This window comes from Vibrio sp. 1978 (genome assembly GCF_033344345.1).
In genome coordinates this window covers 1-25,269 of sequence record NZ_JAWPOP010000011.1, presented here as the reverse complement: position 1 = coordinate 25,269, position 25,269 = coordinate 1, and the positions used below count along the sequence as shown (strand labels likewise).

The 25,269-nt window shown below is 44.6% G+C and carries 22 protein-coding genes; 15 read left to right on the top strand and 7 right to left on the bottom strand.

Annotated elements, in window-relative coordinates; all coding sequences use genetic code 11:
* The first annotated feature begins 68 nt into the window (after positions 1 to 68).
* The 6 genes from clpP (at position 69) to R8N49_RS12425 (ending at position 7,593) form a co-directional block, all read left to right on the top strand.
* A complete protein-coding gene (clpP, locus tag R8N49_RS12450) occupies positions 69 to 695 on the top strand; it encodes an ATP-dependent Clp endopeptidase proteolytic subunit ClpP (RefSeq protein ID WP_005382347.1) in 627 nt (208 codons plus the stop codon).
* Positions 696 to 765: 70 nt separating this feature from the next.
* Positions 766 to 2,046, top strand: coding sequence for an ATP-dependent protease ATP-binding subunit ClpX (gene clpX / locus R8N49_RS12445; RefSeq protein ID WP_005382345.1), 1,281 nt, complete (start codon positions 766 to 768; stop codon positions 2,044 to 2,046).
* A gap of 130 nt (positions 2,047 to 2,176) precedes the next feature.
* Entirely contained in the window at positions 2,177 to 4,528 is a 2,352-nt protein-coding gene (gene lon / locus R8N49_RS12440) for an endopeptidase La (RefSeq protein ID WP_005382343.1), read from the top strand.
* Between the two features lie 191 nt (positions 4,529 to 4,719).
* Positions 4,720 to 4,992, top strand: coding sequence for an HU family DNA-binding protein (locus R8N49_RS12435; RefSeq protein ID WP_005382341.1), 273 nt, complete (start codon positions 4,720 to 4,722; stop codon positions 4,990 to 4,992).
* 201 nt (positions 4,993 to 5,193) lie between these two features.
* Positions 5,194 to 7,053 (top strand): peptidylprolyl isomerase, encoded by a 1,860-nt coding sequence (gene ppiD, locus R8N49_RS12430; RefSeq protein ID WP_005382334.1) that lies wholly within the window; start codon positions 5,194 to 5,196, stop codon positions 7,051 to 7,053.
* Positions 7,054 to 7,308: 255 nt separating this feature from the next.
* Positions 7,309 to 7,593 (top strand): ComEA family DNA-binding protein, encoded by a 285-nt coding sequence (locus tag R8N49_RS12425; RefSeq protein WP_031777211.1) that lies wholly within the window; start codon positions 7,309 to 7,311, stop codon positions 7,591 to 7,593.
* A gap of 98 nt (positions 7,594 to 7,691) precedes the next feature.
* Here R8N49_RS12425 and rrtA read toward each other — a convergent pair whose 3' ends face one another.
* Positions 7,692 to 8,243 carry a rhombosortase gene (gene rrtA / locus R8N49_RS12420; RefSeq protein ID WP_005382331.1) on the bottom strand — a complete coding sequence of 184 codons (552 nt, stop codon included), beginning with the start codon at positions 8,241 to 8,243 and terminating at the stop codon, positions 7,692 to 7,694.
* A 3-nt stretch (positions 8,244 to 8,246) separates the two neighbouring features.
* On the opposite strand from rrtA, the gene R8N49_RS12415 reads away from it, so the two are divergent.
* Positions 8,247 to 8,861 carry a tRNA-uridine aminocarboxypropyltransferase gene (locus R8N49_RS12415; protein WP_318189994.1) on the top strand — a complete coding sequence of 205 codons (615 nt, stop codon included), beginning with the start codon at positions 8,247 to 8,249 and terminating at the stop codon, positions 8,859 to 8,861.
* Positions 8,862 to 8,867: 6 nt separating this feature from the next.
* On the opposite strand, the gene R8N49_RS12410 is transcribed toward R8N49_RS12415, so the two are convergent.
* The 3 genes from R8N49_RS12410 to R8N49_RS12400 all read right to left on the bottom strand — a co-directional run bounded on the left by R8N49_RS12410 (position 8,868) and on the right by R8N49_RS12400 (position 12,095).
* Positions 8,868 to 10,190 carry an anti-phage deoxyguanosine triphosphatase gene (locus tag R8N49_RS12410; RefSeq protein ID WP_115385831.1) on the bottom strand — a complete coding sequence of 441 codons (1,323 nt, stop codon included), beginning with the start codon at positions 10,188 to 10,190 and terminating at the stop codon, positions 8,868 to 8,870.
* A 15-nt stretch (positions 10,191 to 10,205) separates the two neighbouring features.
* Entirely contained in the window at positions 10,206 to 10,790 is a 585-nt protein-coding gene (gene yfbR, locus R8N49_RS12405) for a 5'-deoxynucleotidase (protein WP_186584410.1), read from the bottom strand.
* 90 nt (positions 10,791 to 10,880) lie between these two features.
* A complete protein-coding gene (locus R8N49_RS12400) occupies positions 10,881 to 12,095 on the bottom strand; it encodes a pyridoxal phosphate-dependent aminotransferase (RefSeq protein WP_053303263.1) in 1,215 nt (404 codons plus the stop codon).
* Positions 12,096 to 12,312: 217 nt separating this feature from the next.
* Between R8N49_RS12400 and R8N49_RS12395 the strand changes: the two genes are divergently transcribed.
* The 7 genes from R8N49_RS12395 (at position 12,313) to R8N49_RS12365 (ending at position 19,824) form a co-directional block, all read left to right on the top strand.
* Positions 12,313 to 13,620, top strand: a complete 1,308-nt coding sequence (locus R8N49_RS12395) for an isochorismate synthase MenF (protein WP_053303262.1) — start codon at positions 12,313 to 12,315, stop codon at positions 13,618 to 13,620.
* Positions 13,617 to 15,335, top strand: a complete 1,719-nt coding sequence (gene menD / locus R8N49_RS12390) for a 2-succinyl-5-enolpyruvyl-6-hydroxy-3-cyclohexene-1-carboxylic-acid synthase (RefSeq protein ID WP_186584409.1) — start codon at positions 13,617 to 13,619, stop codon at positions 15,333 to 15,335. The genes R8N49_RS12395 and menD overlap by 4 nt, the downstream gene beginning before the upstream one ends.
* The gene (menH, locus tag R8N49_RS12385) at positions 15,322 to 16,149 is read left to right on the top strand and encodes a 2-succinyl-6-hydroxy-2,4-cyclohexadiene-1-carboxylate synthase (protein ID WP_149191943.1); all 828 of its coding nucleotides are present in this window, start codon (positions 15,322 to 15,324) and stop codon (positions 16,147 to 16,149) included. Before menD ends, menH begins: the two co-directional genes overlap by 14 nt.
* Entirely contained in the window at positions 16,142 to 17,008 is an 867-nt protein-coding gene (gene menB / locus R8N49_RS12380; protein ID WP_005382318.1) for a 1,4-dihydroxy-2-naphthoyl-CoA synthase, read from the top strand. The genes menH and menB overlap by 8 nt, the downstream gene beginning before the upstream one ends.
* Before the next feature lie 125 nt (positions 17,009 to 17,133).
* The gene (menC, locus tag R8N49_RS12375; RefSeq protein WP_186584408.1) at positions 17,134 to 18,123 is read left to right on the top strand and encodes an o-succinylbenzoate synthase; all 990 of its coding nucleotides are present in this window, start codon (positions 17,134 to 17,136) and stop codon (positions 18,121 to 18,123) included.
* A complete protein-coding gene (gene menE, locus R8N49_RS12370; protein WP_065274282.1) occupies positions 18,108 to 19,535 on the top strand; it encodes an o-succinylbenzoate--CoA ligase in 1,428 nt (475 codons plus the stop codon). The genes menC and menE overlap by 16 nt, the downstream gene beginning before the upstream one ends.
* A 100-nt stretch (positions 19,536 to 19,635) precedes the next feature.
* A complete protein-coding gene (locus tag R8N49_RS12365) occupies positions 19,636 to 19,824 on the top strand; it encodes a hypothetical protein (protein ID WP_005382314.1) in 189 nt (62 codons plus the stop codon).
* Here R8N49_RS12365 and R8N49_RS12360 read toward each other — a convergent pair.
* The 3 genes from R8N49_RS12360 to R8N49_RS12350 all read right to left on the bottom strand — a co-directional run bounded on the left by R8N49_RS12360 (position 19,821) and on the right by R8N49_RS12350 (position 23,343).
* Entirely contained in the window at positions 19,821 to 20,750 is a 930-nt protein-coding gene (locus R8N49_RS12360; protein ID WP_114139466.1) for a YeiH family protein, read from the bottom strand. The two genes, R8N49_RS12365 and R8N49_RS12360, sit on opposite strands and share 4 nt — an antisense overlap.
* Positions 20,751 to 20,864: 114 nt before the next feature.
* A complete protein-coding gene (locus R8N49_RS12355) occupies positions 20,865 to 22,739 on the bottom strand; it encodes an MFS transporter (RefSeq protein ID WP_186584406.1) in 1,875 nt (624 codons plus the stop codon).
* A 13-nt stretch (positions 22,740 to 22,752) separates the two neighbouring features.
* A complete protein-coding gene (locus R8N49_RS12350) occupies positions 22,753 to 23,343 on the bottom strand; it encodes a TetR/AcrR family transcriptional regulator (protein ID WP_005382308.1) in 591 nt (196 codons plus the stop codon).
* 391 nt (positions 23,344 to 23,734) lie between these two features.
* On the opposite strand from R8N49_RS12350, the gene R8N49_RS12345 reads away from it, so the two are divergent.
* On the top strand, positions 23,735 to 24,607 hold the full coding sequence (locus tag R8N49_RS12345; RefSeq protein WP_005384268.1) for a Tim44 domain-containing protein: 873 nt from the start codon (positions 23,735 to 23,737) through the stop codon (positions 24,605 to 24,607).
* The last annotated feature ends 662 nt before the right edge of the window (positions 24,608 to 25,269 follow it).

The window sequence follows — 25,269 nt, the reverse complement described above, 5'->3', positions numbered from 1 at the left end:
ACTATTCTGCTAACAATGGTCCGTATGATAGTCATCATCCGGGCCATTTATTTTAGGGACATAAGAATATGAGCTACCAAGAAAAAAATGCAATGTCGCCAATTATGGACGCGCTAGTACCAATGGTGGTTGAACAAACTTCCCGAGGCGAACGCTCTTACGACATCTACTCACGTCTGCTTAAAGAGCGCGTGATTTTTTTAACGGGTCAAGTGGAAGACCACATGGCAAACCTTGTCGTGGCTCAGCTACTTTTCCTAGAATCTGAAAATCCAGATAAAGATATTTTCTTATACATCAACTCTCCAGGCGGCAGCGTAACAGCAGGTATGTCTATTTACGATACCATGCAGTTCATTAAGCCAAATGTGAGCACAGTATGTATGGGTCAAGCATGTTCAATGGGTGCCTTCCTGCTTGCAGGTGGTGCGCCAGGTAAGCGTTATGTACTGCCTAACTCACGTGTAATGATCCACCAACCATTGGGTGGTTTCCAGGGTCAAGCTTCTGATATCCAAATCCATGCTCAGGAAATCCTGACGATTAAACAGAAGCTAAACAAGTTGTTAGCAGAACATACAGGCCAACCTCTTGAAGTCATTGAGCGCGATACTGATCGTGATAACTTCATGTCATCAGAGCAGGCTGTGGAATACGGTATCGTGGATGCAGTGTTAAGCCACCGTGGCGAGTAATTAGCCAGCGCATTTTGGCAAAAATTGATATACACTCATTCATGAAGAGTAAAGGCTAAGAGGTTAGCGAATGACAGATAAAAGCAAAGAAAGTGGCAGCGGTAAATTGCTGTACTGTTCTTTCTGCGGCAAAAGTCAGCACGAAGTTCGCAAGCTAATCGCAGGTCCGTCAGTGTACATTTGCGACGAGTGTGTCGACTTATGTAACGATATTATTCGCGAAGAAATCAAGGATGTTCTCCCTAAGAAAGAATCTGAAGCGTTACCAACGCCAAAACAGATCCGTGAACACCTTGATGACTATGTGATCGGGCAAGATTACGCGAAAAAAGTGCTCGCAGTTGCGGTATATAACCACTACAAGCGTTTACGCAATGGTGATACAACGAGCGAAGGTGTGGAGCTTGGTAAGAGTAACATCCTTCTAATTGGTCCTACAGGTAGCGGTAAAACACTACTTGCGGAGACATTAGCTCGATTCTTGGATGTGCCATTTACAATGGCAGACGCGACGACACTAACCGAAGCCGGTTACGTAGGTGAAGACGTTGAAAACATCATCCAAAAGCTTCTGCAAAAATGTGATTACGATGTAGCTAAAGCAGAACGCGGCATCGTTTACATTGATGAAATTGATAAGATTTCACGCAAAGCTGAAAACCCATCTATTACGCGTGACGTATCTGGTGAAGGTGTTCAGCAGGCGCTACTAAAACTTATCGAAGGTACGGTTGCATCGGTTCCACCTCAAGGTGGTCGTAAGCATCCTCAGCAAGAATTCCTACAAGTGGACACATCTAAGATCCTGTTCATCTGTGGTGGTGCTTTTGCTGGCTTAGACAAAGTGATTGAGCAGCGTGTTGCAACAGGTACAGGTATTGGCTTTGGTGCTGAAGTTCGTTCGAAGAATGAATCGAAGACGGTAGGTGAGCTATTTACTCAAGTTGAACCTGAAGACTTAGTGAAGTACGGCCTCATTCCAGAATTCATTGGTCGTCTACCTGTAACAACAACACTGACTGAGCTTGATGAAGAAGCGTTGATTCAGATCCTATGTGAACCGAAGAACGCACTGACCAAGCAATATGCAGCATTGTTTGAGCTAGAAAACGCTGAACTTGAATTCCGTGAAGATGCGCTGCGCGCTATCGCGAAAAAAGCAATGGAGCGTAAAACAGGTGCTCGTGGCTTACGCTCGATTCTTGAAGGCGTGCTACTTGAAACCATGTACGAATTACCATCTGCAACAGACGTTAGTAAAGTCGTGATTGATGAGTCCGTCATTAATGGCGAGTCAGAGCCACTGCTTATTTACAGTAACGCAGACAATCAGGCAGCTGGAGCAGAGTAAATTCAGCCATAATGAAAAAGGAGGTAAGTAATTACCTCCTTTTTTTATTTCTCTTATTGAATCCAAACAATTAGCCCCCATATACTGCCTTAAGTAATACGTTAAACGTGAAAGCGGAAGAGAGAATTATATGAACTTGGAACGTTCCGAGCGTATCGAGATCCCGGTACTACCTCTACGTGACGTAGTGGTCTACCCACACATGGTTATTCCATTGTTTGTTGGTCGTGAGAAATCGATTAGCTGTCTAGAAACGGCGATGGAAACCAACAAACAAGTTCTTCTTGTGGCACAAAAGCAAGCGGATACTGACGAGCCTACGGTTGACGACCTATTTGACGTAGGTACGGTAGCCACCATTCTCCAGCTCTTGAAGCTTCCGGATGGCACAGTAAAAGTATTGGTCGAAGGCCAGCAGCGAGCAAAAATCAATCACTTTAAAGAGAGTGACTTCTTCCTAGCGGAAGCTGAATTTGTTGTTACGCCAGAATTGGATGAGCGTGAGCAAGAAGTGATTGTTCGCAGCGCGATTAATCAGTTTGAAGGGTTCATTAAGCTAAACAAGAAGATTCCACCAGAAGTGCTAACGTCACTTAATGGTATCGACGAAGCCGCACGCTTAGCGGATACCATTGCGGCTCATATGCCGTTGAAGTTGGTGGATAAGCAGCAAGTGCTTGAAATTGTTGACGTCACTGAGCGTCTGGAATTCCTGATGGGCCAGATGGAATCAGAGATCGACTTGCTGCAAGTTGAAAAACGAATTCGTGGTCGCGTTAAAAAGCAAATGGAAAAATCTCAGCGTGAGTACTATCTGAATGAGCAAATGAAAGCGATTCAGAAAGAACTTGGTGAGATGGAAGACGCACCAGACGAGTTCGAAACGCTACAGAAGAAGATTGACGAATCAAAAATGCCTCAAGAGGCACGTGAAAAGACAGAGCAAGAGCTGCAAAAGCTTAAGATGATGTCTCCAATGTCTGCTGAAGCAACAGTGGTTCGTAGCTACATCGATTGGATGGTCAGCGTTCCTTGGGCTAAGCGCTCAAAAGTTAAGAAAAACTTAGCGAAAGCAGAAGAGGTTCTTAATGAAGATCACTACGGTCTAGAACGCGTCAAAGAACGTATCCTTGAATACCTGGCGGTTCAAAACCGTATCAACAAGCTAAAAGGTCCTATCCTTTGTCTTGTTGGTCCTCCTGGTGTCGGTAAAACATCTCTTGGTCGTTCAATTGCTTCAGCTACAGGCCGTAAGTATGTTCGTATGGCGTTGGGTGGTGTGCGTGATGAAGCGGAAATTCGTGGTCACCGTCGTACTTATATCGGCTCATTACCAGGCAAATTGATCCAGAAGATGTCGAAGGTTGGTGTGAAGAACCCGCTGTTCTTATTGGACGAAATCGACAAAATGTCTTCAGATATGCGTGGTGATCCGGCATCGGCTCTACTCGAAGTCCTTGATCCTGAACAGAATAACTCGTTCAACGATCACTACCTAGAAGTGGATTACGATCTCTCTGACGTTATGTTTGTTGCGACATCGAACTCGATGAACATCCCGGGTCCATTATTAGACCGTATGGAAGTTATTCGTTTATCTGGTTACACCGAAGACGAGAAGCTGAACATTGCAAAACGTCACCTTGTTGATAAACAAGTGAAGCGCAATGGCTTGAAAGCGGATGAGATCGTCATTGAAGATTCTGCAATTATTGGCATCATTCGTTACTATACGCGTGAAGCGGGTGTCCGTAACTTAGAGCGTGAGATTTCTAAGATCTGCCGTAAAGCAGTGAAGAACATCTTGTTGGATAAGGACATCAAGTCAGTAACGGTAACGATGGACAACCTAAAAGAGTACTTAGGTGTTCAACGTTTCGATTACGGTAAAGCGGATGAAAGTAACCGAATTGGTCAAGTAACTGGCCTAGCTTGGACAGAAGTGGGTGGCGATCTATTAACGATTGAAACTCAATCAATGCCAGGTAAAGGTAAGCTGACACAAACGGGTTCTCTTGGTGATGTGATGCAAGAGTCTATCCAAGCAGCAATGACAGTGGTTCGCTCTCGTGCAGAAAAGCTAGGTATCAATACTGACTTCTACGAGAAGAAAGATATTCACGTACACGTACCGGAAGGCGCGACACCAAAAGATGGCCCAAGTGCGGGTACAGCAATGTGTACGGCATTGGTTTCTTCTCTGACAGGCAACCCTGTGAAAGCAGAAGTAGCGATGACGGGTGAAATCACACTGCGTGGTGAGGTTCTACCTATCGGCGGCCTAAAAGAGAAGTTACTTGCGGCACACCGTGGTGGCATTAAGACAGTGCTAATTCCAAAAGATAACGAGCGTGATTTGGAAGAGATTCCTGATAATGTTATCGCTGATCTGGAAGTTATCCCTGTACAGTGGATTGATGAAGTACTGAAAGTCGCACTAGAGCGAGACCCGACGGGCGTTGAGTTTGAGTCTCAAAAATAGTGATGTGTAGCAAAAATAAGTAAAAGTTTACGCTGATAAGCCCAAAAAGGCTTGTCAGCGTTTTTTTTGGGCGCTAAGTTAGTTTCGATAGCTGCCAGCCCTTGATGAATAAGGGGTGGAGCATATTTTCTTAACAATGGAACGAAAGTCATCACAAAAATAATCACAGATGACACAAAGGGGAAATTACAGTGAATAAAACTCAGTTAGTAGAACAAATCGCAGAAAATGCAGATATTTCTAAAGCGTCAGCGGGTCGAGCTCTAGATGCATTCATCGAAGCAGTAAGCGGAACTCTTCAATCTGGTGATCAAGTCGCTCTAGTTGGCTTTGGTACATTCAGCGTTCGTACTCGTGCTGCACGTACTGGTCGTAACCCAAAAACTGGTGAAGAAATCCAAATCGCAGAAGCAAAAGTACCAGCTTTCAAAGCTGGTAAAGCACTGAAAGACGCTTGTAATTAATCACGGCGTTATTTCTGTAACCGGCCATTTGCTTAACTTTTGCTCAAACAATAAGTTTCGAACAAAAATTTACAAACTTCGAGCCGAACTTTCTTAAATTATGCGCATCATACTGATGCGCATTTCTTTTTCTGATATTATTGCGCCATTATTTCTATTAGATAGAAGCAGTAGGCTTCAATTGTGGAGAGCAGTTAAATTATGATGGATCGACTACGCGAAGGCGTGAATAGCATCGCGGTCAAAATTATCCTTGGACTTATCATCCTGTCTTTCGTATTTGCAGGTGTAGGTAGCTACATCGTTGGTGGTAGCAACAACTCTGCAGCGAAAGTCGGTAACACTGAGATTCCTCGTGGTGAGTTCGAGATGGCATACCAAAATGAGCGTAACCGTATGCAAGCTCAGTTGGGTGACTACTTCTCTCAAATGCTGGCTGACCCTGCATATGTTGAATCTTTCCGCAAATCCGTTTTAGATCGAATGATCAATGACGTGTTGCTTGACCAACAAGCTGAAGCTTTGGGTCTGCGAATCAGCGACACTCAAGTGCGTAGCATGATTCTAGACATGCCTCAGTTCCAATCTAATGGTCAGTTTGATCAAGAGATCTATCAAGCTTCTTTGCGTCGTGCAGGCTTTTCGCCAGACTCTTTTGCTGAGTACATGCGTCGTGAATTGGTTCGTGAGCAACTGCTGAATGCGCTACAAAACAGTGAATTTATTCTGCCGGGTGAAGTACAAGCAGAAGGCAAGCTGTTCACTCAAACTCGTGATATTCGCACGATTCAGATCGACTTAGCGGAGTTTGCGAAAAATATTGAATTGACCGACGAAGAAATTCAAGAGTACTACAAAGCAAACCCAGACAACTTTACACGTCCAGAGCAGGTTAAAGTCTCTTACATCGAACTGTCAGCTGAAGCGCTAAAGGAACAAGTTAATGTTTCTGATGCTGAGGTGAAAAAGTACTACGACGAGCACTTAAACAAATACTCTTCAGAAGAGCAACGCCGTGTCGCTCACATTCTTGTAGAAGGGGACGATGAAGCAAAAGCGCAAGCTATCCTAGATGAGCTAAACGCGGGTGCAGACTTTGCGACGCTTGCTCAAGAGAAATCTGACGATTTTGGCAGCGCTGAAAACGGTGGTGACCTAGGTTGGATTGAGCGTGATGTGATGGACCCTGCTTTTGAAGAAGCGGCATTCGCACTGAAGAATCCTGGCGATACGTCGGGTCTAGTAAAGTCGGACTTTGGCTATCACATTATCAAGCTTGAAGAGCTAAAAGATTCTGTGGCGAAGCCATTTGAAGAAGTCGCTGCTGAAATCAAACAAGAGATGGTGGACCAACAAGCGATCGATCAATTCTACGAGTTGCAAAATGAGCTTGAGCGTGTAGCGTTTGAATACCCAGACTCATTGTATGATGCTTCTCAAGCGGTTAACCAAGAAGTGAAGACAACAGACTTTATTTCTCAGGTTGATGCACCTGAAGTGCTTCGTAGCCCTGCGGTAATGCAAGCTATCCTTAGTCCTGAAGTTAAAGAAGATGGCCTAAACTCTGAAGCTATCGAAGTTGCGCCTGAGCATATTATCGTTGTTCGTGTTGAAGATGCGCGTGACGAGACAGTTCTTCCACTAGAAGAAGTGAAAGATCAGGTTGTTGCAGAGCTATCTCGTGTTAAAGGTGAGCAAGAAGCGATGGAACTTGGAACACAAGTCGTTGCGGCATTGAAAGAAGGTAAGACGAACGTGCTTGCTGAAAACAATCTTGCCTTTGGTGAACAAGAGACAGTAGACCGTCGTTCTCCGTTAGCAACAACGGTATTCGCGATGGCAAAACCAGTCGATGGTAAACCAGTATACGGTCAGTCTAAAGATCTTGAAGGTAACATCATTATCATCGAGCTTGATGCTGTAAATGCAGAGCTAGATAGTGAGTTAGAAGATCAAGTTGCGATGCAAATGCAGCGTGCATCTTCTCAGCAAGATTTATCATCTGTACTAGCCGTACTGCGTGCAAATACTGACATTGAGTACTTTGTTGTGAGCAACTAAGCACAATTAGTGTAATTTGTATGTTGAATAAAACGGACCGCATAAGCGGTCCGTTTTATTTTTGTCTTTATGAACTTCAATCATCAATAGGCATTACTTAAATTAGTGCGCGTTTAAGTGATAGCGGCCGTTGTGAATTCCGGGTCATCTCAGTTTGTTAAATGCATAACCATATTGCTTTCCATTGCAAACTTGATAGTGACTCGCTCTCGACGACTGTTTTTAGCCTACTATTTTGGAGATTGTATGTTCAATATGAAATGGATTTTGACATTGTGCTTATTTGTTTTTGCACCTTTTAGCATGGCTGCGGATTCAGCCACTGACAAATATGAAGGAATTGAAATTACTGTAAATATCAACACGGCCACTGCTGAAGAAATTGCGACCATGTTGAAAGGTATAGGTGAGAAGAAAGCGCAGAGTATAGTGGACTACCGCGAGGAACATGGCCCTTTTAAAACGGCAGCAGATTTGAAGAGCGTAAAAGGCATAGGTGAAGCGACAGTTAAGAAAAACGAAGACCGCATTTTACTGTAGCTTGATGTATTGCAGATATTGAGTCTGAATTCAGAACAATATCTGTTTCCCTATTACTGCTTTCCCGAACCAGCCCCTCTTTCGTGGTTCGGGATTTTTTATCCGAATAAACGACGGCGAAGGCCTTTTTCCAGTAAAGCCATTACTAACCCACCGAGTGCGCCAAACATATGAGCATCAATAGCAACGTTTGCACCGATAAGCTCAGCAGTACTGCTGGATGGGCCATAGACCTGCTCCCATGCTACTTTGGCGATTAGCCCTCCGACTAACAACACACTGCTTCTTCTGCTTTCAAAGACTTCTCTGAGCGCCCAAAATCCAAACAATCCGTGTAATACGCCGGATAAACCCACGTACACCGACATGTTGGTAAACAAATTCAGCGCACCAACACATGCACATAAGATTGAAAAAACGATAAGGAAGTTACGAGTGCTTGGGCGAAAAATAAAAGTAATGATCCACAATCCGGCGAGGTTCATTCCTAAGTGCGCAAAGTTGGTATGTGTGAGATTTCCTGTTACGATTCGCCACCATTCACCATGGCGTATATTGTAGCTGTGCCACTCGGTTAGGCTTGCCATTGGTTCAAATTGAAGTATCAAACAGATCACGCTGATAATACTCAGCAAGGTATAAAGGTTCACTCTATGTCTCGTTATTGTTCTCGTTGTGGAAAATCGCAAAAAGCGTGTATTTGCCAATGGATTGTACCGCTGGCAAGCGAGGTAGAACTTATCATTCTTCAGCACACGAGTGAAGAACATCGTCCGCTTGGTACGGCACGGATTCTCAATTTGAGTTTAGATAACTGTATTTGTTTGATAGGAGAGGACTTTTCTTGTGATGATGCCTTAAGTCACTTATTAGCGGATGAGTCATATCAACATTTTGTTCTTTACCCATCAGAAGAGTCACGATGCATTTCTGAAATCACTCAAGCGAGTCATAGTGTATCTAAGAAAATACGTTTGATTTTGCTCGATGGTACGTGGAAAAAAGCGTACAAAATGTGGCAACTCTCAAGCAACTTACATCCACTCCCAACCGTGCAGTTGCCTAAGCAACTACAAGGGCACTACACCATTCGTAAGGCGCCCTCTGAGAATAGCTTATCGACAGTCGAGGCTGGTTATCATTCGCTTCGCTTGCTTGAACCCGAGCGCGACTTTACACCGCTTATGCATGCCTTTGAAAATATGATCGAATTCCAAATCGCCCAGATGCCTCCGGGCGTTTTTGAAAAGAATTACTTGAAAGGTTGAGTGTTACTAAAGAACGATGGAAGAGAAAAGTTGGCGGTGTAGCTTTTGCGCGTGACCATCGGTCATTGCAGAAATATAATCGGCGATGACCCTCATCTTATTGCTCTCGCTCTTCGCCTGACACCACAGATCTTTTGTATGAACGGGTAGTAATCGCTCTGGGTCTGCTGTTAACGCTTCAAAAATATCCATAATAATTTGCTGACCCTTATACTCAACGATCTGGACCTGCGGGACTTGGATAACGAAGGTGCTGACAAAGTGCTTGAGTACGTCAAGTGCACGTGCCATCTGTGGTTCTAAACACGCATTCCAAGACAGTAACGGGTTATTAAACGGCTCATCCACCGTTTTGATTGAAATGCTGGTCAGTAGCGCGTTAACCATACCACCGATAGCATCTTTCCGCTCATGGTGCTTACCGCTAAATAGCATCTGTCCGATGGAATCGATATGAGCTTCAAACCACGGGTCGCCACAGTCCGCTAATTGACTTGCTGCGCCTTCTTGCCATTGCTGACGTGTCACCATACCAAGTACGATTGCATCTTCTAAATCATGAACACCGTAGGCGATATCATCTGCTAGCTCCATGATTGAGCAATCGAGTGATTTAAAACGCGTTTTACTGTGCTCAAACTCCGATTCTGGCGTTGAACGCATCAGACTAAGCAATGCCTTGTCGTTGTCAGAAAGGGGTGCAATTACCCAATCAAATAAGTCTTTATCACAATCATAAATGCCTTTAGCTGGGCTCCAATCTTTTGCTTTTAGTTTACGTTGATGCTCGGCTGGTTGAGGCAACTTGACGGAGCGTGTTTGACTAATGAGGGCAGGGTACTTAATCAAACCAAGCAGTGTGCGGCGTGATAAATTCATTCCGAAATGCTCAGTATAAGGCTCTAACTTAGTGACGATACGAAAGGTTTGGGCATTCCCCTCGAAGCCGCCATGTTCGCGCATTACGTAGTTTAGAGCGACTTCTCCCCCATGACCGTATGGAGGATGCCCGATGTCGTGAGCCAAACATAATGAATCAATTAAGCTGTCTGATGGTAATAGATCACGGAACTCTGGCTGTTTTTTCTTTAACTGGGCGACGATACCGGTCCCTAGTTGCGACGCTTCTAAGGAGTGTGTTAACCGACTGCGGTGAAAGTCTTCCAAGCTATTGCCGTGTACTTGGGTTTTTGCTTGTAGGCGTCGAAATGCAGCCGAGTGAAGAATGCGCGCTCGGTCTCGTTGGTACGGGCTCCGATGGTCGTCTCGACGGATTTTATGCTCATCATCATGGCGCTCTTGCCATTGCGGGTGTAATTCAAACGACACGATTATCTCCGTAAGCTAACTGATTTCATCTAACGATAATTCGAAACTTGGGGCAAAGGTATTGAGAAAGTAAGCCATTTCAGGCGTTCTGCGTTCTTGCAAAGTGACGTCTAAGCGTTTTTTTGCCAGAGCGAACTCATGGTTGCCGGCGCTTAGTTCTTCAAGACATTTTAAATAGGCACAGATGGAATCGGCTTGCTTAACGATTTTTGCGTCCTCTTCGTGTGCAGAGTGAGAAAGAAGATAGGGGGCAAAATCATCGTGGAACTCTTCCGGTAACATTGAGAGTAATTTTTGTTCCGCTGCCGATTCTATCTTCTTATATTCTTTGGCAATTTCAGGGTTGTAATACTTCACTGGAGTTGGAAGATCACCCGTTAATACTTCACTGGAATCATGGTACATGGCAAGAATAGCGATGCGTTCTGGATTAAGGTTGCCGCCGAACTTTTTGTTTTTAATTAGGGCAAGGGCATGAGCGACAAAAGCAACTTGTAAGCTATGCTCTGAAACGTTTTCTGGTGAGACGGACCGCATTAAAGGCCAGCGTTGGATCAGCTTCATTCGAGCCAGGTGGGCGAAAAAATGGCTTTCTTTCATGGCTTTCTCCGTTTCTGGTGTAAAAAAGGAACTCACTAGGAGTTCCTCTAAGCATATGAGAGATCAGCACTAATTACTACCAGTGATTCATTACTGGCTGTAGGTTGATAGGAATCTTTCAAAACGTCCAATAGCGATTTCTAGATCTTCAACGTGCGGTAGTGTCACGATGCGGAAGTGGTCTGGTTTTGGCCAGTTAAAACCGGAACCTTGCACCAGTAAGACCTTCTCTTGTTTTAAGAAATCTAAAACCATCTGCTGATCGTTCTTGATGTTGTACATTTTAGTGTCGATTTTCGGGAAGAGGTACATCGCACCCTTAGGTTTGACACAAGAAACACCAGGAATCTGATTGATCAGTTCATACGCTCGGTTGCGCTGCTCTAATAAGCGTCCGCCTGGTAAAATCAGTTCATTGATACTCTGGTATCCACCTAACGCGGTTTGAATGGCATGTTGCATTGGTACGTTTGCACATAAACGCATCGATGAAAGCAGCTCCAAGCCATTCACGTACCCTTGAGCCAGATGTTTAGGCCCCGTTAGGAACATCCAGCCACCACGGAAACCACAAACACGGTAGGCTTTTGAAAGGCCATTGAATGTCATGACTAGCACGTCTTCAGTGAGTGTGGCGACTGAGGTATGTGTTGCACCGTCGTACAACACTTTGTCGTAGATCTCATCTGCGAAAATGATCAGTTTGTGCTTGCGTGCTATCTCAATCACTTCAAGTAGGAAGTCACGGCTGTATACCGCACCTGTCGGGTTGTTCGGGTTGATCAGAACAATGCCACGTGTCTTTGGTGTGATTTTCTTTTTGATGTCTTCAAGGTCTGGGTACCAGTCAGCTTCTTCATCACATAGATAATGAACCGGCTTACCACCAGATAGTGCAACTGAAGCTGTCCATAACGGATAGTCTGGTGCTGGGATCAGCATTTCGTCGCCATTGTTTAATAGCGCTTGCATGGCCATTACGATCAACTCAGACACGCCGTTACCTACATACACATCTTCGACATCTAGCGAGCGTATACCTTTACGCTGATAGTGTTGGACCACAGCTTTACGAGCAGAGTAAATGCCTTTGGAATCACAATAGCCTTGAGAAGTCGGCAGATTACGAATCACGTCGACTAAAATCTCATCAGGGGCGTCAAAACCAAATGGGGCAGGGTTACCAATGTTTAGCTTTAGGATTTTATGCCCTTCTTCCTCCATGCGCTTAGCATGTTTGAGTACAGGGCCCCTAATGTCGTAGCAGACATTGTCGAGTTTTGACGACATCCCGATATTTTGCATTGTTTAATTCCTAAAAATTCGTTAATTTCTTTATTAAAGTACAATAATTTGTTTTTTATTAGAATATATATCTGTAAATAATCTGTCTGCTGGTTAAGTTTTGCTCGCTTGCTATCACAGGATTTCGCAAAAGATCGCATACGACCTTGATTTGCTTTGGGTCTAAACTTAGAGTAGCCGTCAGTTACCATTTATCCTCACATACAACGAGGTTGATTTGTCACAGTTCCATCAAGCCGTAAAGAGAATTATCGAGCGAGTTCAGCAATCGGAAGGCAATCAAACACGTCTGGTCGAGCCCCTTAGCGAGAAACCTAATTTCTCATTTATTGATTGGCTTGATGCACAACCACTTTTCCCTAAGTTTTATTGGCAGTCCCGCGATACACGTGAAGAGGTCGTTGCACTAGGGCAATTGCACGCTTTTGTTGAGCCAGGTCCTGCTTATACCATTCTAGGTGAAGGGCAAAGAGTCTGGGGCGGGCGCTCTTTTGATGGACAGCATGAGAAGAATCGTCGCTGTATGCCTTCTTTTTTCTTTTTGCCTCAAATTGAGTTAATTCGTTTTGACCAACAGTGGTCTCTCGCAGTTAATATTTCAGAAGACAAAGCGCGAACTCTAGCTGGGTTGAATAAACTGGTTTGTGAGGTCGCGGCCTTAGCTCCAATTTCGTCTCACATCCGCTCTATTGTTCACACGCCAAGTCAGCCTCAATGGAATGAGTTAGTTCATAAGGTTCTGACTGGTATAGAGAATGATGATTTTAAGAAAGTGGTTTTAGCGCGTCGCTCTACCGTGCAGCTTGATAACACATTAAGTGCTGCACAGCTACTTAAAGCAAGTTACTTAAATAACCATCATAGCTTCCATTTCATGCTGAGCTTAGACAGTAAGCACAGTTTTATGGGGTCTACGCCAGAACGTTTGTATTCTCGCGTAGGGCATGAGCTACATACCGAAGCGTTAGCAGGTACGATTGGTCGGGGAGACAATGCCACTCAAGATATGGAGTTGGCGAATTGGTTATCCCAAGACCAAAAGAACCTCAACGAAAACCAGTATGTGGTGGACGACATCATTGATCGTCTATTACCGCATTCTGAAATGGTTGAAGTGGAAGCTGAACCGAGTTTGGTCAGACTACGAAAAGTGCAGCACCTTAAGCGAAATATTCACGCTAGTCTAAGAGCGGGGATAAATGGTGTTCAGTTGTTATCGGCGCTTCAGCCAACAGCGGCGGTTGCTGGCTTACCCCGACAAGAGTCCATGCAGTTTATTCTTGATAATGAGCCCTTTGCACGCGGCTGGTATGCAGGCTCTATGGGTTACATTAGCCATGAACGAGCAGAGTTTTGTGTCGCAATCAGAAGCGCGCTTGTGCTCGGTGATCAAGTACAACTGTTTGCGGGCGCAGGGATTGTGCCTGGTTCTGTGGCAGAACATGAGTGGGCAGAACTTGATAAGAAAATGTCGACGTTACTTACGCTGATTTCTGATCATCCGCCATTGGGAGTCGCATCATGAGTCATGACCAAGCGGTGCTCAATCGAGTTTGGTCAGAAACCATATTGATTGAGCTTCAGCGATTTGGCGTTAAGCATGTTTGTATCGCTCCCGGATCTCGTTCTACTCCTTTAACTTTAGAAGCGGCAGAACAGTCCGACTTTTCCATTCATACTCATTTTGATGAGCGTGGACTGGGCTTTATGGCTCTTGGTTTAGCGAAAGCTACTCAGGAGCCAGTGGCAATTATCGTTACCTCTGGTACGGCAGTGGCGAACCTATTACCGTCGGTTGCCGAAGCCAAACTTACTGGTGAAAAACTGGTGCTGCTGACAGCAGATCGTCCAGTAGAACTTGTCGGCTGTGGTGCAAACCAAGCGATAAATCAATTGGGTATTTTTTCACATCATGTTTCGGCCAGTTTGAATTTACCAAGCCCAAATTTAGCAACGTCGCTTAACTGGTTGCTGACCTCTGTTGACGAAGTGATGTTTACTCAGCAATTGCAGGGTAGTGCTGTTCATATTAATTGTGCATTTCCAGAGCCTTTGTATTCCAACGGCGCAAAAGCGGATTATCAAACCTACTTAGATTCGGTCGCCGGATGGCGAAAAGGAAGCGGCACTTATACTCAGCGTTTTAGCCATTTGTCACAGGCGAACATCCCGCCTTTTTCGGACAAAAAAGGCTTGGTTGTGATTGGCAGCTTACCGCTTGAACAAGCGCGTTCGGCGCAGGCATTTGCACAAAAGATGGGATGGCCAGTACTTGCAGACCCGCAAAGTGGCCTCAGTTCGGATTGGGCGTATTACGATGTATGGCTTCAACTTCCCGAGTTTGCAAACGAGCTTGAATCTTGTGAACTTATTATCCAATTTGGTAGCCGAATCATCTCCAAACGTTTGAACCAATGGATTGATAAACAAGTATCGAAAAATCAACAAAGTAAAGACGTTCAATACTGGTATATCTCGCCGCGTATGGACCGTAATAACCAAAATCATCTGGCGCAAATGCACTGGGTTGAGCTTCCTCAAACTTGGGTTTCTCGCATTAGCTTTGAGAAGCCAATATTTGCTGGGTGGGCTGATAGGTTAGCGAATGGAGTTAAGCGAGTTCATCAACGTATCGAAGAAGCTTTCCTATCTGGTTCAGCGTCTGCCATTGACGAAATTGCGTTGGCAGCAGACATCAACGAGCGCACTAAAAACGCTGATGTCTTTTTGGGTAACAGTTTGTTTGTTCGACTTGTCGATATGTACGGCAAACTTGATGATGTAGAAGTGTTCACTAACCGAGGCGCGTCAGGGATTGACGGTTTGTTTGCTGCAGCATCAGGCGTGCAACGGGCAAGAGGTAATCCGTTACTGATGTATATCGGTGACACAGCAGCACTTTATGATCTCAATTCTCTGGCGCTATTTTCTCACAATAAACTGCCGGCGGTACTTGTTGTTACCAATAATGACGGCGGTGCGATTTTTGATATGTTGCCAGTACCACCAGAGCGCAGGACGACATATTATCAAATGCCTCATGGTTATCAGTTTGAACACGCGGCAAAGCAGTTTGGTTTGGCGTATTTGCATGTTTCTACACTGGAGCAATTCCAATCATCTGTAAAAGAGCATTTATGTCACGGCCAAGGAACGTTGCTGGTCGAGGTTCAAACCCCATCTAACCAAGCTGCTGAGACACTCAAGGCATTTAATAAGAGTCTGAATGCTTTACTTTGAACGTTTCCCTGTATTAGAAAAGCACCAAAGTATTACTTTGCCTACTCTGGTGTTTTTGCATGGTTTGCTTGGTAGCGGTGAAGATTGGCAATCGTGTATCAACGCGTTACCCGAGTATGAACGTGTTACGGTTGACCTCCCTGGTCATGGGCATAGCCAATCTATTTCTTGCAGCGATCTGAATGATTGCTGCAAACTTCTTGGTTCCACACTATCTTTATTATTTCCCTCACAACAACCACTTATTTTGATTGGTTACTCTATGGGCGGCCGCATTGCGATGCATGGTATTGCCCATCAATGCTTTCCAGATCTCAATATTGCGGGCGCGATTGTTGAAGGGGGAAACTTCGGGCTTCAAACTGAGTCAGAGAAACAGGTGAGATTAGAGAATGATGCTCGCTGGGCAATGCGTTTCAAAACTGAACCACTTGAACGTGTTTTGAACGATTGGTACCAACAAGCGGTGTTTTCTTCACTAAACCATGAGCAAAGACAAACATTCATTGCGAAGCGAAGTGATAATCTTGGCTCAGCGGTGGCGAATATGTTGATGGCGACATCGTTAGCCAAACAGGCATATTTGTTGCCCTCACTGCAAAAGCAGAATATACCAGTGTATTACTTGTGTGGTGAGAAAGACCAAAAATTTAGCCAACTGGCACAACGTAGCGGGTTGGCGTATCGACAAGTTGAAGGCGCTGGTCATAACGTCCATCAAGAGCAGCCCAAACAGTTTGCGATACATACCAAGCAAATAATTCAGTCTCACTTTGGTGAGAGTAACGAGAACAATGGGAATCACCATGGCTAAAACAGTAGGCATTTCTGAAGAAGAACTTTACGCTCCGGTTCAATGGAAAGATTGCGGCGAGAAATACGAGGACATTCATTACCATAAGTCTGAAGATGGTATCGCGAAAATCACTATTGCACGTCCTCAAGTGCGTAACGCGTTTCGTCCTCAAACGGTAAAAGAGATGATTGATGCGTTGGCAGATGCGCGTTACGACTCTGGTGTTGGCGTGATCATTCTAACAGGTCTAGGTGAAGACGCATTCTGTTCTGGCGGCGACCAGAAGATCCGCGGCGACTACGGCGGCTACAAAGACGACCAAGGTACGCACCACCTAAACGTATTGGACTTCCAACGTGATATTCGTACTTGTCCAAAACCAGTGATCGCATCTGTAGCGGGTTGGGCTGTGGGCGGTGGTCATGTTCTGCACATGATGTGTGACCTAACGATTGCAGCTGACAACGCTCAATTTGGTCAAACAGGCCCTAAAGTGGGTTCATTTGATGGTGGTTGGGGGGCATCTTACATGGCTCGCATCGTAGGCCAAAAGAAAGCTCGCGAAATTTGGTTCCTATGTCGTTTCTACAATGCTCAAGAAGCGGTAGACATGGGCCTAGTAAACACAGTTGTACCACTAGCGGATCTAGAGAAAGAAACCGTTCGTTGGTGTCGTGAAGTACTACAGCACAGCCCAATGGCATTGCGCTGCCTGAAAGCTGCATTAAACGCAGATTGTGATGGTCAAGCGGGTCTGCAAGAGTTAGCGGGTAACGCAACGATGATGTTCTACATGACAGATGAAGGCCAAGAAGGTCGTAATGCCTTTAACGAGAAGCGTCGCCCAGACTTCGATAAATTCCCTCGCAACCCATAATCCGTCTAAATGAGGAGCGTGTTAGCTCCTCTGTTCCTTTTTTCCTGAGCGCCTCGCCCTCTGGGAGGCTGGTGGGATTGCTCGTCAGAACGCTCAAATATACGGCATTACATAGGACTTGAATTATGCGTGAAGCGAAAATTTATCGTTATAGCTTGCCCATGGATAGTGGTGTCATCCTACGTGACAACAAGCTAACCGAACGTGTTGGTTATGTTGTTGCGCTTTCCGAAGATGGTAAAACAGGGCTCGGAGAAGTCGCTCCTCTTCCTGGTTTTAGCTTAGAGAGCGCCGAAGATGCGGGTGTTCAGCTACAAGAACAGGCGGAGCGTTGGGTTGCAGAGTTGGATGTGGATTATGCCAATATGTACCCGTCGGTTGCGTTTGGTTTATCGATGGCACAGCTTGAATTAGCTGGTGGCTTACCACAACAAGGTAAATACCAAACAGCGCCACTATGCACTGGCGACCCAGATGAGCTCATTCCAAAGCTGAACGAAATGGAAGGTGAGAAAGTCGCTAAGGTGAAAGTTGGACTTTATGAGCCAATTCGCGATGGCATGCTTGTGAACCTTTTTCTTGAATCAATCCCTCAATTAACGCTTCGACTTGATGCAAACCGCGCTTGGACACCAGAAAAAGCGCAGCAGTTTGCTAAATACATTACTCCGTCTTTGCGTCAGCGCATTACCTTTTTGGAAGAGCCGTGCCGCTCTCCTGGCGATAGTCTCTCTTTTGCGATTAATACTGGTATTGCTATCGCTTGGGATGAAACATTGCAAGATGCGGTTCGTCGTGAAGATTTCCGTCTTGAAGATCTAACTGGTGTGAAAACGATCATCATCAAACCCACACTCATTGGTTCAGTGGATTTTTGTATTACACTGATAAAGAAAGCGAAGTCACTAGGGATGAAAGCAGTGATTAGCTCGAGCATTGAATCCAGTCTCGGTTTAACTCAATTAGCGCGCTTTGCCCAATGGCAGCTGCCTGATGAAGTTCCAGGTTTGGATACGATTGGCTTATTCAAAGCTCAGCTAGAGCAGGGCTGGCCTAAGTGTGAACTTCCCGTTCTTCCTCTAAAAGACCAGGAGATTGTGTGGCATTCTGCGTAGACAATATTGCGAAGGCGCCATGGAAATATTGGGCTCAAACGAGCCCTTTTTCTATTGCACTCAAGACATCAACAGAAGTATTAAACTGGCAACAACTCTCGAAGCGTATTGACCAATACACTCACTATTTGAATGACTTGGGTGTAACTCGGGGGGATGTGCTGACTTTGGTTGGCAAGAACCAAGTAGAAACACTGTTGTTTTATCTTGCCTCCAAACAGTTAGGCGCGCTCGCTGCGCTGACCATGGAACAACCACTAGATAAGTTGCAGGGTAAGCTTGCTACACTTTACAGGCCTGATCAAACTCGGTTTATCTGGTTTTCTCAGGAGTGCGCTTCGACCTTTTCTGAACATGATATACAAAAACTCAAGGCAACATTGCTTTCACCGCCTGTAGTATCACAGCAAGAGAGTGATTCGTTGACTGAAGATAGCTATCATCATGACCGGCTCGCTTCAGTAGTATTTACTTCTGGCTCTACAGGGGAGCCTAAAGCTGTGGTTCATACACATCGACAGCATCTTGCGTCTGCAGAGGGCTTGTTGCAGGAGTTCATTTTCACTCAGCAAGATGCTTGGCTATTATCGCTTCCGCTGTATCACGTCTCTGGATTGGCGATTGTCTATCGTTGGCTATATGTCGGAGCAACACTAAAAGTCGGTTCAGGGAAACTTGTTGATGATGTTCAGGGCGTATCACACGCTTCTTTGGTTGCGACTCAGCTCAAACGGTTATTGGATGATGATGCACATTTGTCATTGACACATGTGCTACTGGGCGGCAGCCACGTTGATCACGAGTTGGCACTACGAGCAACAGGGCAAGGCATTGAGACATGGTTAGGTTATGGGATGACGGAGGCGGCCTCTACCGTTACCGCAAAGAGAATTGACAGTACCAGTAATGCTGGGCATGTATTGGAGCACCGTAAGATAAAATTAGTTGACCAACGCATTTTTGTTGGCGGTAAGACATTAGCGGCAGGGTATTTCCATCAAGGACATGTTACCCCATTTCTGGATGAGAAAGGCTGGTTTGACAGCAAGGATCTTGGCGAGTGGCAAGGTGATGAATTAAAGATAATCGGCCGTGCCGACAATCAGTTTATCTCTGGTGGTGAGAATATCCATTGTGAAGAGATTGAAGCCGCTTTGAACCAAATTGATGGTGTAGTGCAGAGTATAGTGGTTCCAGTCGAAGACGCGGAGTTTGGTCATAGACCAGTAGCTGTGATTCAGACCAATGGATTGCGCAGCAAGTCGGAGTATGACCAGCACTTGCAATCAAAGTTAGAGAAGTTTAAATGGCCAGTGGGATACCATGTAATGCCAGAAACTCTACTAGAAGGTGGGATCAAAATTTCACGTAAGGCCGTGAAAGAGTGGCTGTTGTCATCACTTCAGCATTAGTCAATTTTGCTATGTATTAGTCATAAAGAGAATTTCGTATCCTTATAACTCTGAATCATAATTATGCTTCTTCGTGGAGAGAAAATGCATAAGGTTCAGGATGGCAAAGCTAGTTTTAATTGCGGCAGTAGCACTACAAATTGGTATCGCGATAAGTAGTGAAGGGCTAGCCCGCTCTCTTGCAGAGCTAACGGCATTTTTGATCGCTATTGCGTTGGTCGTTATATACAAAAATAGCAAACGGGAAATGCCGTCCCCTCAACGCGATAAGCAGACCACCAATATCTAAAACAGTAACCAACTTAGAGAAGTGGTCGAAATTAACACCCACAGAGTCACACCAAACAACAGTGGCTTAGCTCCAGCAGACTTTAGTTTTGAAATTGAAATGCTACAACCTATCAAGAACAGACATACAACCAACGCTTGCTTTGCTCCAATGAAAATGCCGTGATAGACCATTTCAAATTGAGGAAATAAGTCGCTAAACGCGATAGCTGCACAGTACCAAAAAATGAAATAAGGGATAGCTAGTTTTTTCTTTCCATTCTCTTTTTGGCCTCTTGAAAAGATGACGGCACTGATCAAAGCAACAGGAATGATCCATAAAGCGCGCGCGAGTTTCAATGTTGTTGCCGTCGTTAGTGCTTCTTCCCCATAGGCCGAGGCAGCCCCGACAACAGAAGATGTGTCATGAATGGAAATCGCAGCCCATGTGCCAAACGTGTGTTGATCTAGCCCTAAAGCATGTCCAATCACAGGAAACACAAAGAGTGCAATGGAGTTCAGGACAAATACCGTTGCCAGTGCTAATCCAATCTGCTCGTCTTTCGCTTTAATGGCCGGTGCCACAGCAGCAATTGCGCTACCACCACAAATTGCAGTACCTGATGAGATTAAGTAAGCGGTTACTCGCTCCAATTTAATTACCCTGGCAATGAGAGTGCCCATGATCAGTGTGCCTGTAATAGTGGCGATGATCAGGCCGATACCATCCGATGTGACTGCAAGTGCTTGCTCAAAGTTGATGCCAAAGCCTAAGCCAATAATCGAGTAAGACAGCAGCTTTTTAGTAAAAGAAGCGATGGGCAGCTCGGAAGGCACAAAACCAAAACTTGCGAGTAGAAAACCGATAACTAGAGCAATGGGAGAGGAGGCAAGAGGGGTTAGACAAAAAAGTAACGCCAATCCAAACAGGAGGTAGTTTCTATTCAAGGTTTTTATTCGCTGTTGTGAATGAAAGGGAGAGTATATCGCACTGGGTGTGGTCAGTTTGTCTTAATGATTTGAACACATGTTCAGTTATCCTAAACATGTGTTCAAGTGTATTTATCGCCAGTCGCCTCTAAGTTGATGCACTTTATCGAACATTGTTTTTGCCGTTGCTTCATTTGGTGGCACCGGTTGTCCTGCCTCAATTTCTAGCTTTGACCAAAATCGAGTCGGTAAGCCACAGCATGCGCGACCTTTTGCGCGGCTGAAATAGCTTCCCCATAAGCCTTTAAGTGCAACAGGTATGACGGGTACTGGGCTACGACGTAGAATGATATCAATACCGCGCATGAATTCATTCATTTCACCATCTGAAGTTAATCTTCCTTCAGGGAAAATACAGACGATATGACCTTCGCTTAGCGCAGCTTCCACATCGTTAAATGCACGTCTGATAGAGCTTCTGTTACTCGCTGAAATTGGAATTACCCCAGTTCGACGTAAAAAGCGCCTTAATGGAGGTAGGTTGGCGTAATCTTCCTCCATCACAAAACGAATCAACCTTGGGCATACGGCACTAAGTAGCAATGCATCCATGTAGCTTACATGATTACATACAATCAATGCCCCACCATGCTCGGGTAGGTTGTGTAGATTCTTATGCTTAACTCGATAGATGGTGTGCGTAAGCATCCACATGACAAAGCGAACTACAAAAATAGGAATTTGCAAAAAGATGTAAGCGGCGACTAAGAAATTTAAAACGGCTAACAATGCAAACAGCTGAGGAATTGTCATCTTGATTACACTTAGGCACACAATACCTAAGACAGCGCTGCCGACCATAAACAGAGAGTTAAAAATGTTGAGCCCTGCGATGACTTGAGCACGTTCGGTTTCCTTTGCTCGATGCTGCATTAATGCGTAAAGAGGCACGATAAACAAACCGCCCGAAGCGCCAATCATCAATAGGTAGAAAAATAATGGCCAAAAAGGCTCATATCTAAAGAAGTCTACAAAGTTATGGAAAGTAGGTAGATCATTGGGAATGGAAGTGGCCATTAGGTACCCAAATACCGTAATGCCAAAGGCACCAATTGGCACAATACCGACTTCGATACGATGGTTTGAGATCCAATTGCAAAGTAGCGACCCTAGCGCGATACCAATGGAAAATAGAGCGAGCAAGAAAGACACCGCACTCTCGGTGCCATTTAGGTAAATCTTAGTGAAATTCGGAAATTGTGTTAGATATGCGGCGCCTAAAAACCAAAACCAGCTTATTGCCATTATGCATTGAAAAACAACTCGATCGGATTTGGCGATAGAGAGCGTGTGTTTGGTTTGCTTGTATGGTTGCCAACGAAAAGAGAGATTGGGCGCGCTGGCTGCAGCAAAGGGGATTGAGCGGCTCGACAAGTAGCCTAACAATGCGAAGATCACGACACAAAATGCGGCAAGGTATTTTGCGTTGTCTGTAGAGGCTATAATCCCAGCGCCTAAGGTGCCAATAAGGATGGCGATAAAGGTACCAGCTTCAACAAGAGCGTTGCCGGGCACTAACTCTTTAGCATTTAACTTTTGAGGCAAAAGGGCATATTTAACTGGGCCAAAAAATGCTGACTGTGTGCCCATTAAAAACAGTAGCAATAAAAGCACACCATAACTTTCGGTTATGAATCCGATGGCACCTAACAGCATGATGGCTATTTCAAATAGTTTGACCTTACGAATAAACCATGACTTTTCATATTTGTCGGCTAATACGCCAGCGGAAGCAGAGAACAGAAAGAACGGTAGAATGAACAAGCCTGCCGCAAGGTTGATGAACAAATTGCTCGAAATAGGCAGTGCACTGGAGCCAGCGAATGCGACAAACAACAGCAAAACGTTTTTAAAAATATTGTCGTTGAAAGCGCCAAAAAATTGAGTAATGAAATAGGGCAGGAATTTTCTCTGCGTAAGTAAGGACGGCTGTCTGTCGGATGACATGGATAATCCTTTGTTACCAGTTCGTGAGGTAGTTAGAAAGAAGATTACTGATCAATTCTTTGCCATCAATCGGTTCACTAGAGAAAAACTTATCATCAACACTGAGTAAAGTAATGCCATGTACGCCAGACCAAAGGACTCGACTCGCTTGAATCACTTCGGATTCAGTACGATGTGGTGCGATTTGAGCCAATAGTGACTCTAGCATTCCCGTCATACCATCGATACGTTTGGCATGCCATTCCGGAAGTTCTGCTCCATTCATGTTGTGTTCGAACACTAACTGCCAACGGTATGGGTGTTTTTGAGCAAAATCGTGGTAGCAATAAGCGAGTTCAAAAAGCGCTTGATGGGAGTCTTTGCTGTCATTAGTCGCTTTGCGTGCTTCTTGAGATAACTCATCTAAAGTTTGAGCGACAACATGAAGCAACAACAAATTATAATTACCAAAAACATTTACCAATGTGCTTGGCACGTAACCAATCATGTTAGCGATTTTACGAAGACTGAGTTCGTGGTAAGAATTCTCATCTAAAAAGTTTTTGACCGTTGTTAACGTCAAATTCACTAACTCTTCTCGGGTGTGATCGTTTCTGCGCGCCATACTCTCAAACTACTTTATTGAACATCGTTCAATATGATAGTCAGCTACCTATTAACCGTCAACAAGGCAATGTGTCCAAGTGCCCTCAAGGTGTAGGATTCTGAGCTGTGTCACTGATTCTAATTCAAGTAAAACAATCTGGAGTATTAGTGAACTTATTCCATACTTTTTTACATTGATCAAGCGCCTTCAGCTGAATTGCAAGCAGTGTGAGCAGTCTGCATTTTTGGCAATATTCTGATACATGTCAGCTTCTATAAGCTATTTTCATCAATCGGTATACAGAGTATGATGACTTAAAAATCATCTTTGGCGTGCTACTGTTTGAAACAACGATTGTTTCGTCTTGAAAATGGGGCACTATCTTAGATAGCTAACTTTAAGGATAACGATGAAACGTTTATTTTCTATTGTTGCTTTATTGATGTTTACTGTTGCTGTAACGCCTATCGCGGAAGCGAAGAAGTTTGGTGGCAGTAAGTCTTTCGGTAAGAGCTACAAAACCGCACCAGCACCGAAACAACAGCAACAAAACACCAATACGGTCGGCAAAGATCAGACGACAAAGTCTTCAAGTAAGAAAGGCCTTATGGGTGGTCTGCTAGGCGGACTTCTGGCTGGTGGTCTACTTGCTGCATTCTTTGGCGGTGCTTTTGAAGGTATCCAGTTTATGGATATCCTAATTATTGGTTTGATTGCCTTTGTCATCTTTAAACTAATGCGCGGTATGCTAGGTGCGAAGCAGGGCAGTATGAACCAGCATCGTCAACAGCCTGCATTTGGTGGCAACGCATCTAAGTTTGAGCAACCAAACATGCAAAACTTTGAGCAACAACCAAACACAAATAATGGTGGCTTTGGTGGTTTTGGCGCTCAAACAGACGTACCACATAACTACCCACCGGGTTTTGACCAAGCAGCGTTCATTAATGGTTCTCGTGAACACTATCGAATCCTGCAAGGTGCGTGGAATCACAACCAGCTAGAAACTATTGAAGAATATGTTTCTCCAAGCTTGTTTGAAGACCTAAAAGCAGAGCGCGCGAAGCTCGACGGTGAGCAGCATACTGACGTAATGTACGTTGATGCGGAGATCGTCCGTGCTGATTACGATGCAAATAAAGCACAGCTTAGTCTGCAGTTTAGCGGTCGTTACCGTGACACAGTAGAAGGTGTTGAAGAAGAAATCGAAGATATCTGGCACCTAGAGCGTGACTTGACTGCGCCTAATGCGCCATGGTTAATCGTTGGTATTCAAGGCTAGTCACCTTTAAACCAATTTAGTCACTAGTAAAAATCCCGCATCCCCTGCGGGATTTTTTGTATCTATCATTTATATTTATTGTACGTGTTTTTATACAAACATCACTAATTGAGTCCGTTTGGTAATTTTGCGAACCCACTTTTTCTAGTAAGTCCTCAAGTGTTTTCCTAGTTATATTGAACATTCATATTAAGGCCATACGAACTAACAAAATCAAAATAGCTAGTACATTGTTTGTAGGGTAAAGATCTGCTCCTCAGCCTTTTGTTTGTGGAGCTTCACATGGGGTTGGTTGCTTTAGTGAGATTGAGTATAGGTTATACCAATCGTAGTAAATAACTGGTCATTCTAGCTTGTTAAAATACTCGATAACTGCGTTGCAATTTTTGATTGCAGAATAACTACTTATCGAAAAATTGCGCCTTGTTCTCAAGCATTTTCCCTACGCTATTTCTGATCACTTATTTACTGTGATAGGTATTAAATCGAGCAGAGTTTCGGTGAGGAGTGAAAGGTTCGTGGTAGTAGGACTATGCTATCAAGATCCTGAAACGAAAAAAGCCAGCTCAATGAGCTGGCTTCTTCAATATGGTGGAGGGGGACGGATTCGAACCATCGAAGGCAGTGCCGGCAGATTTACAGTCTGCTCCCTTTGGCCACTC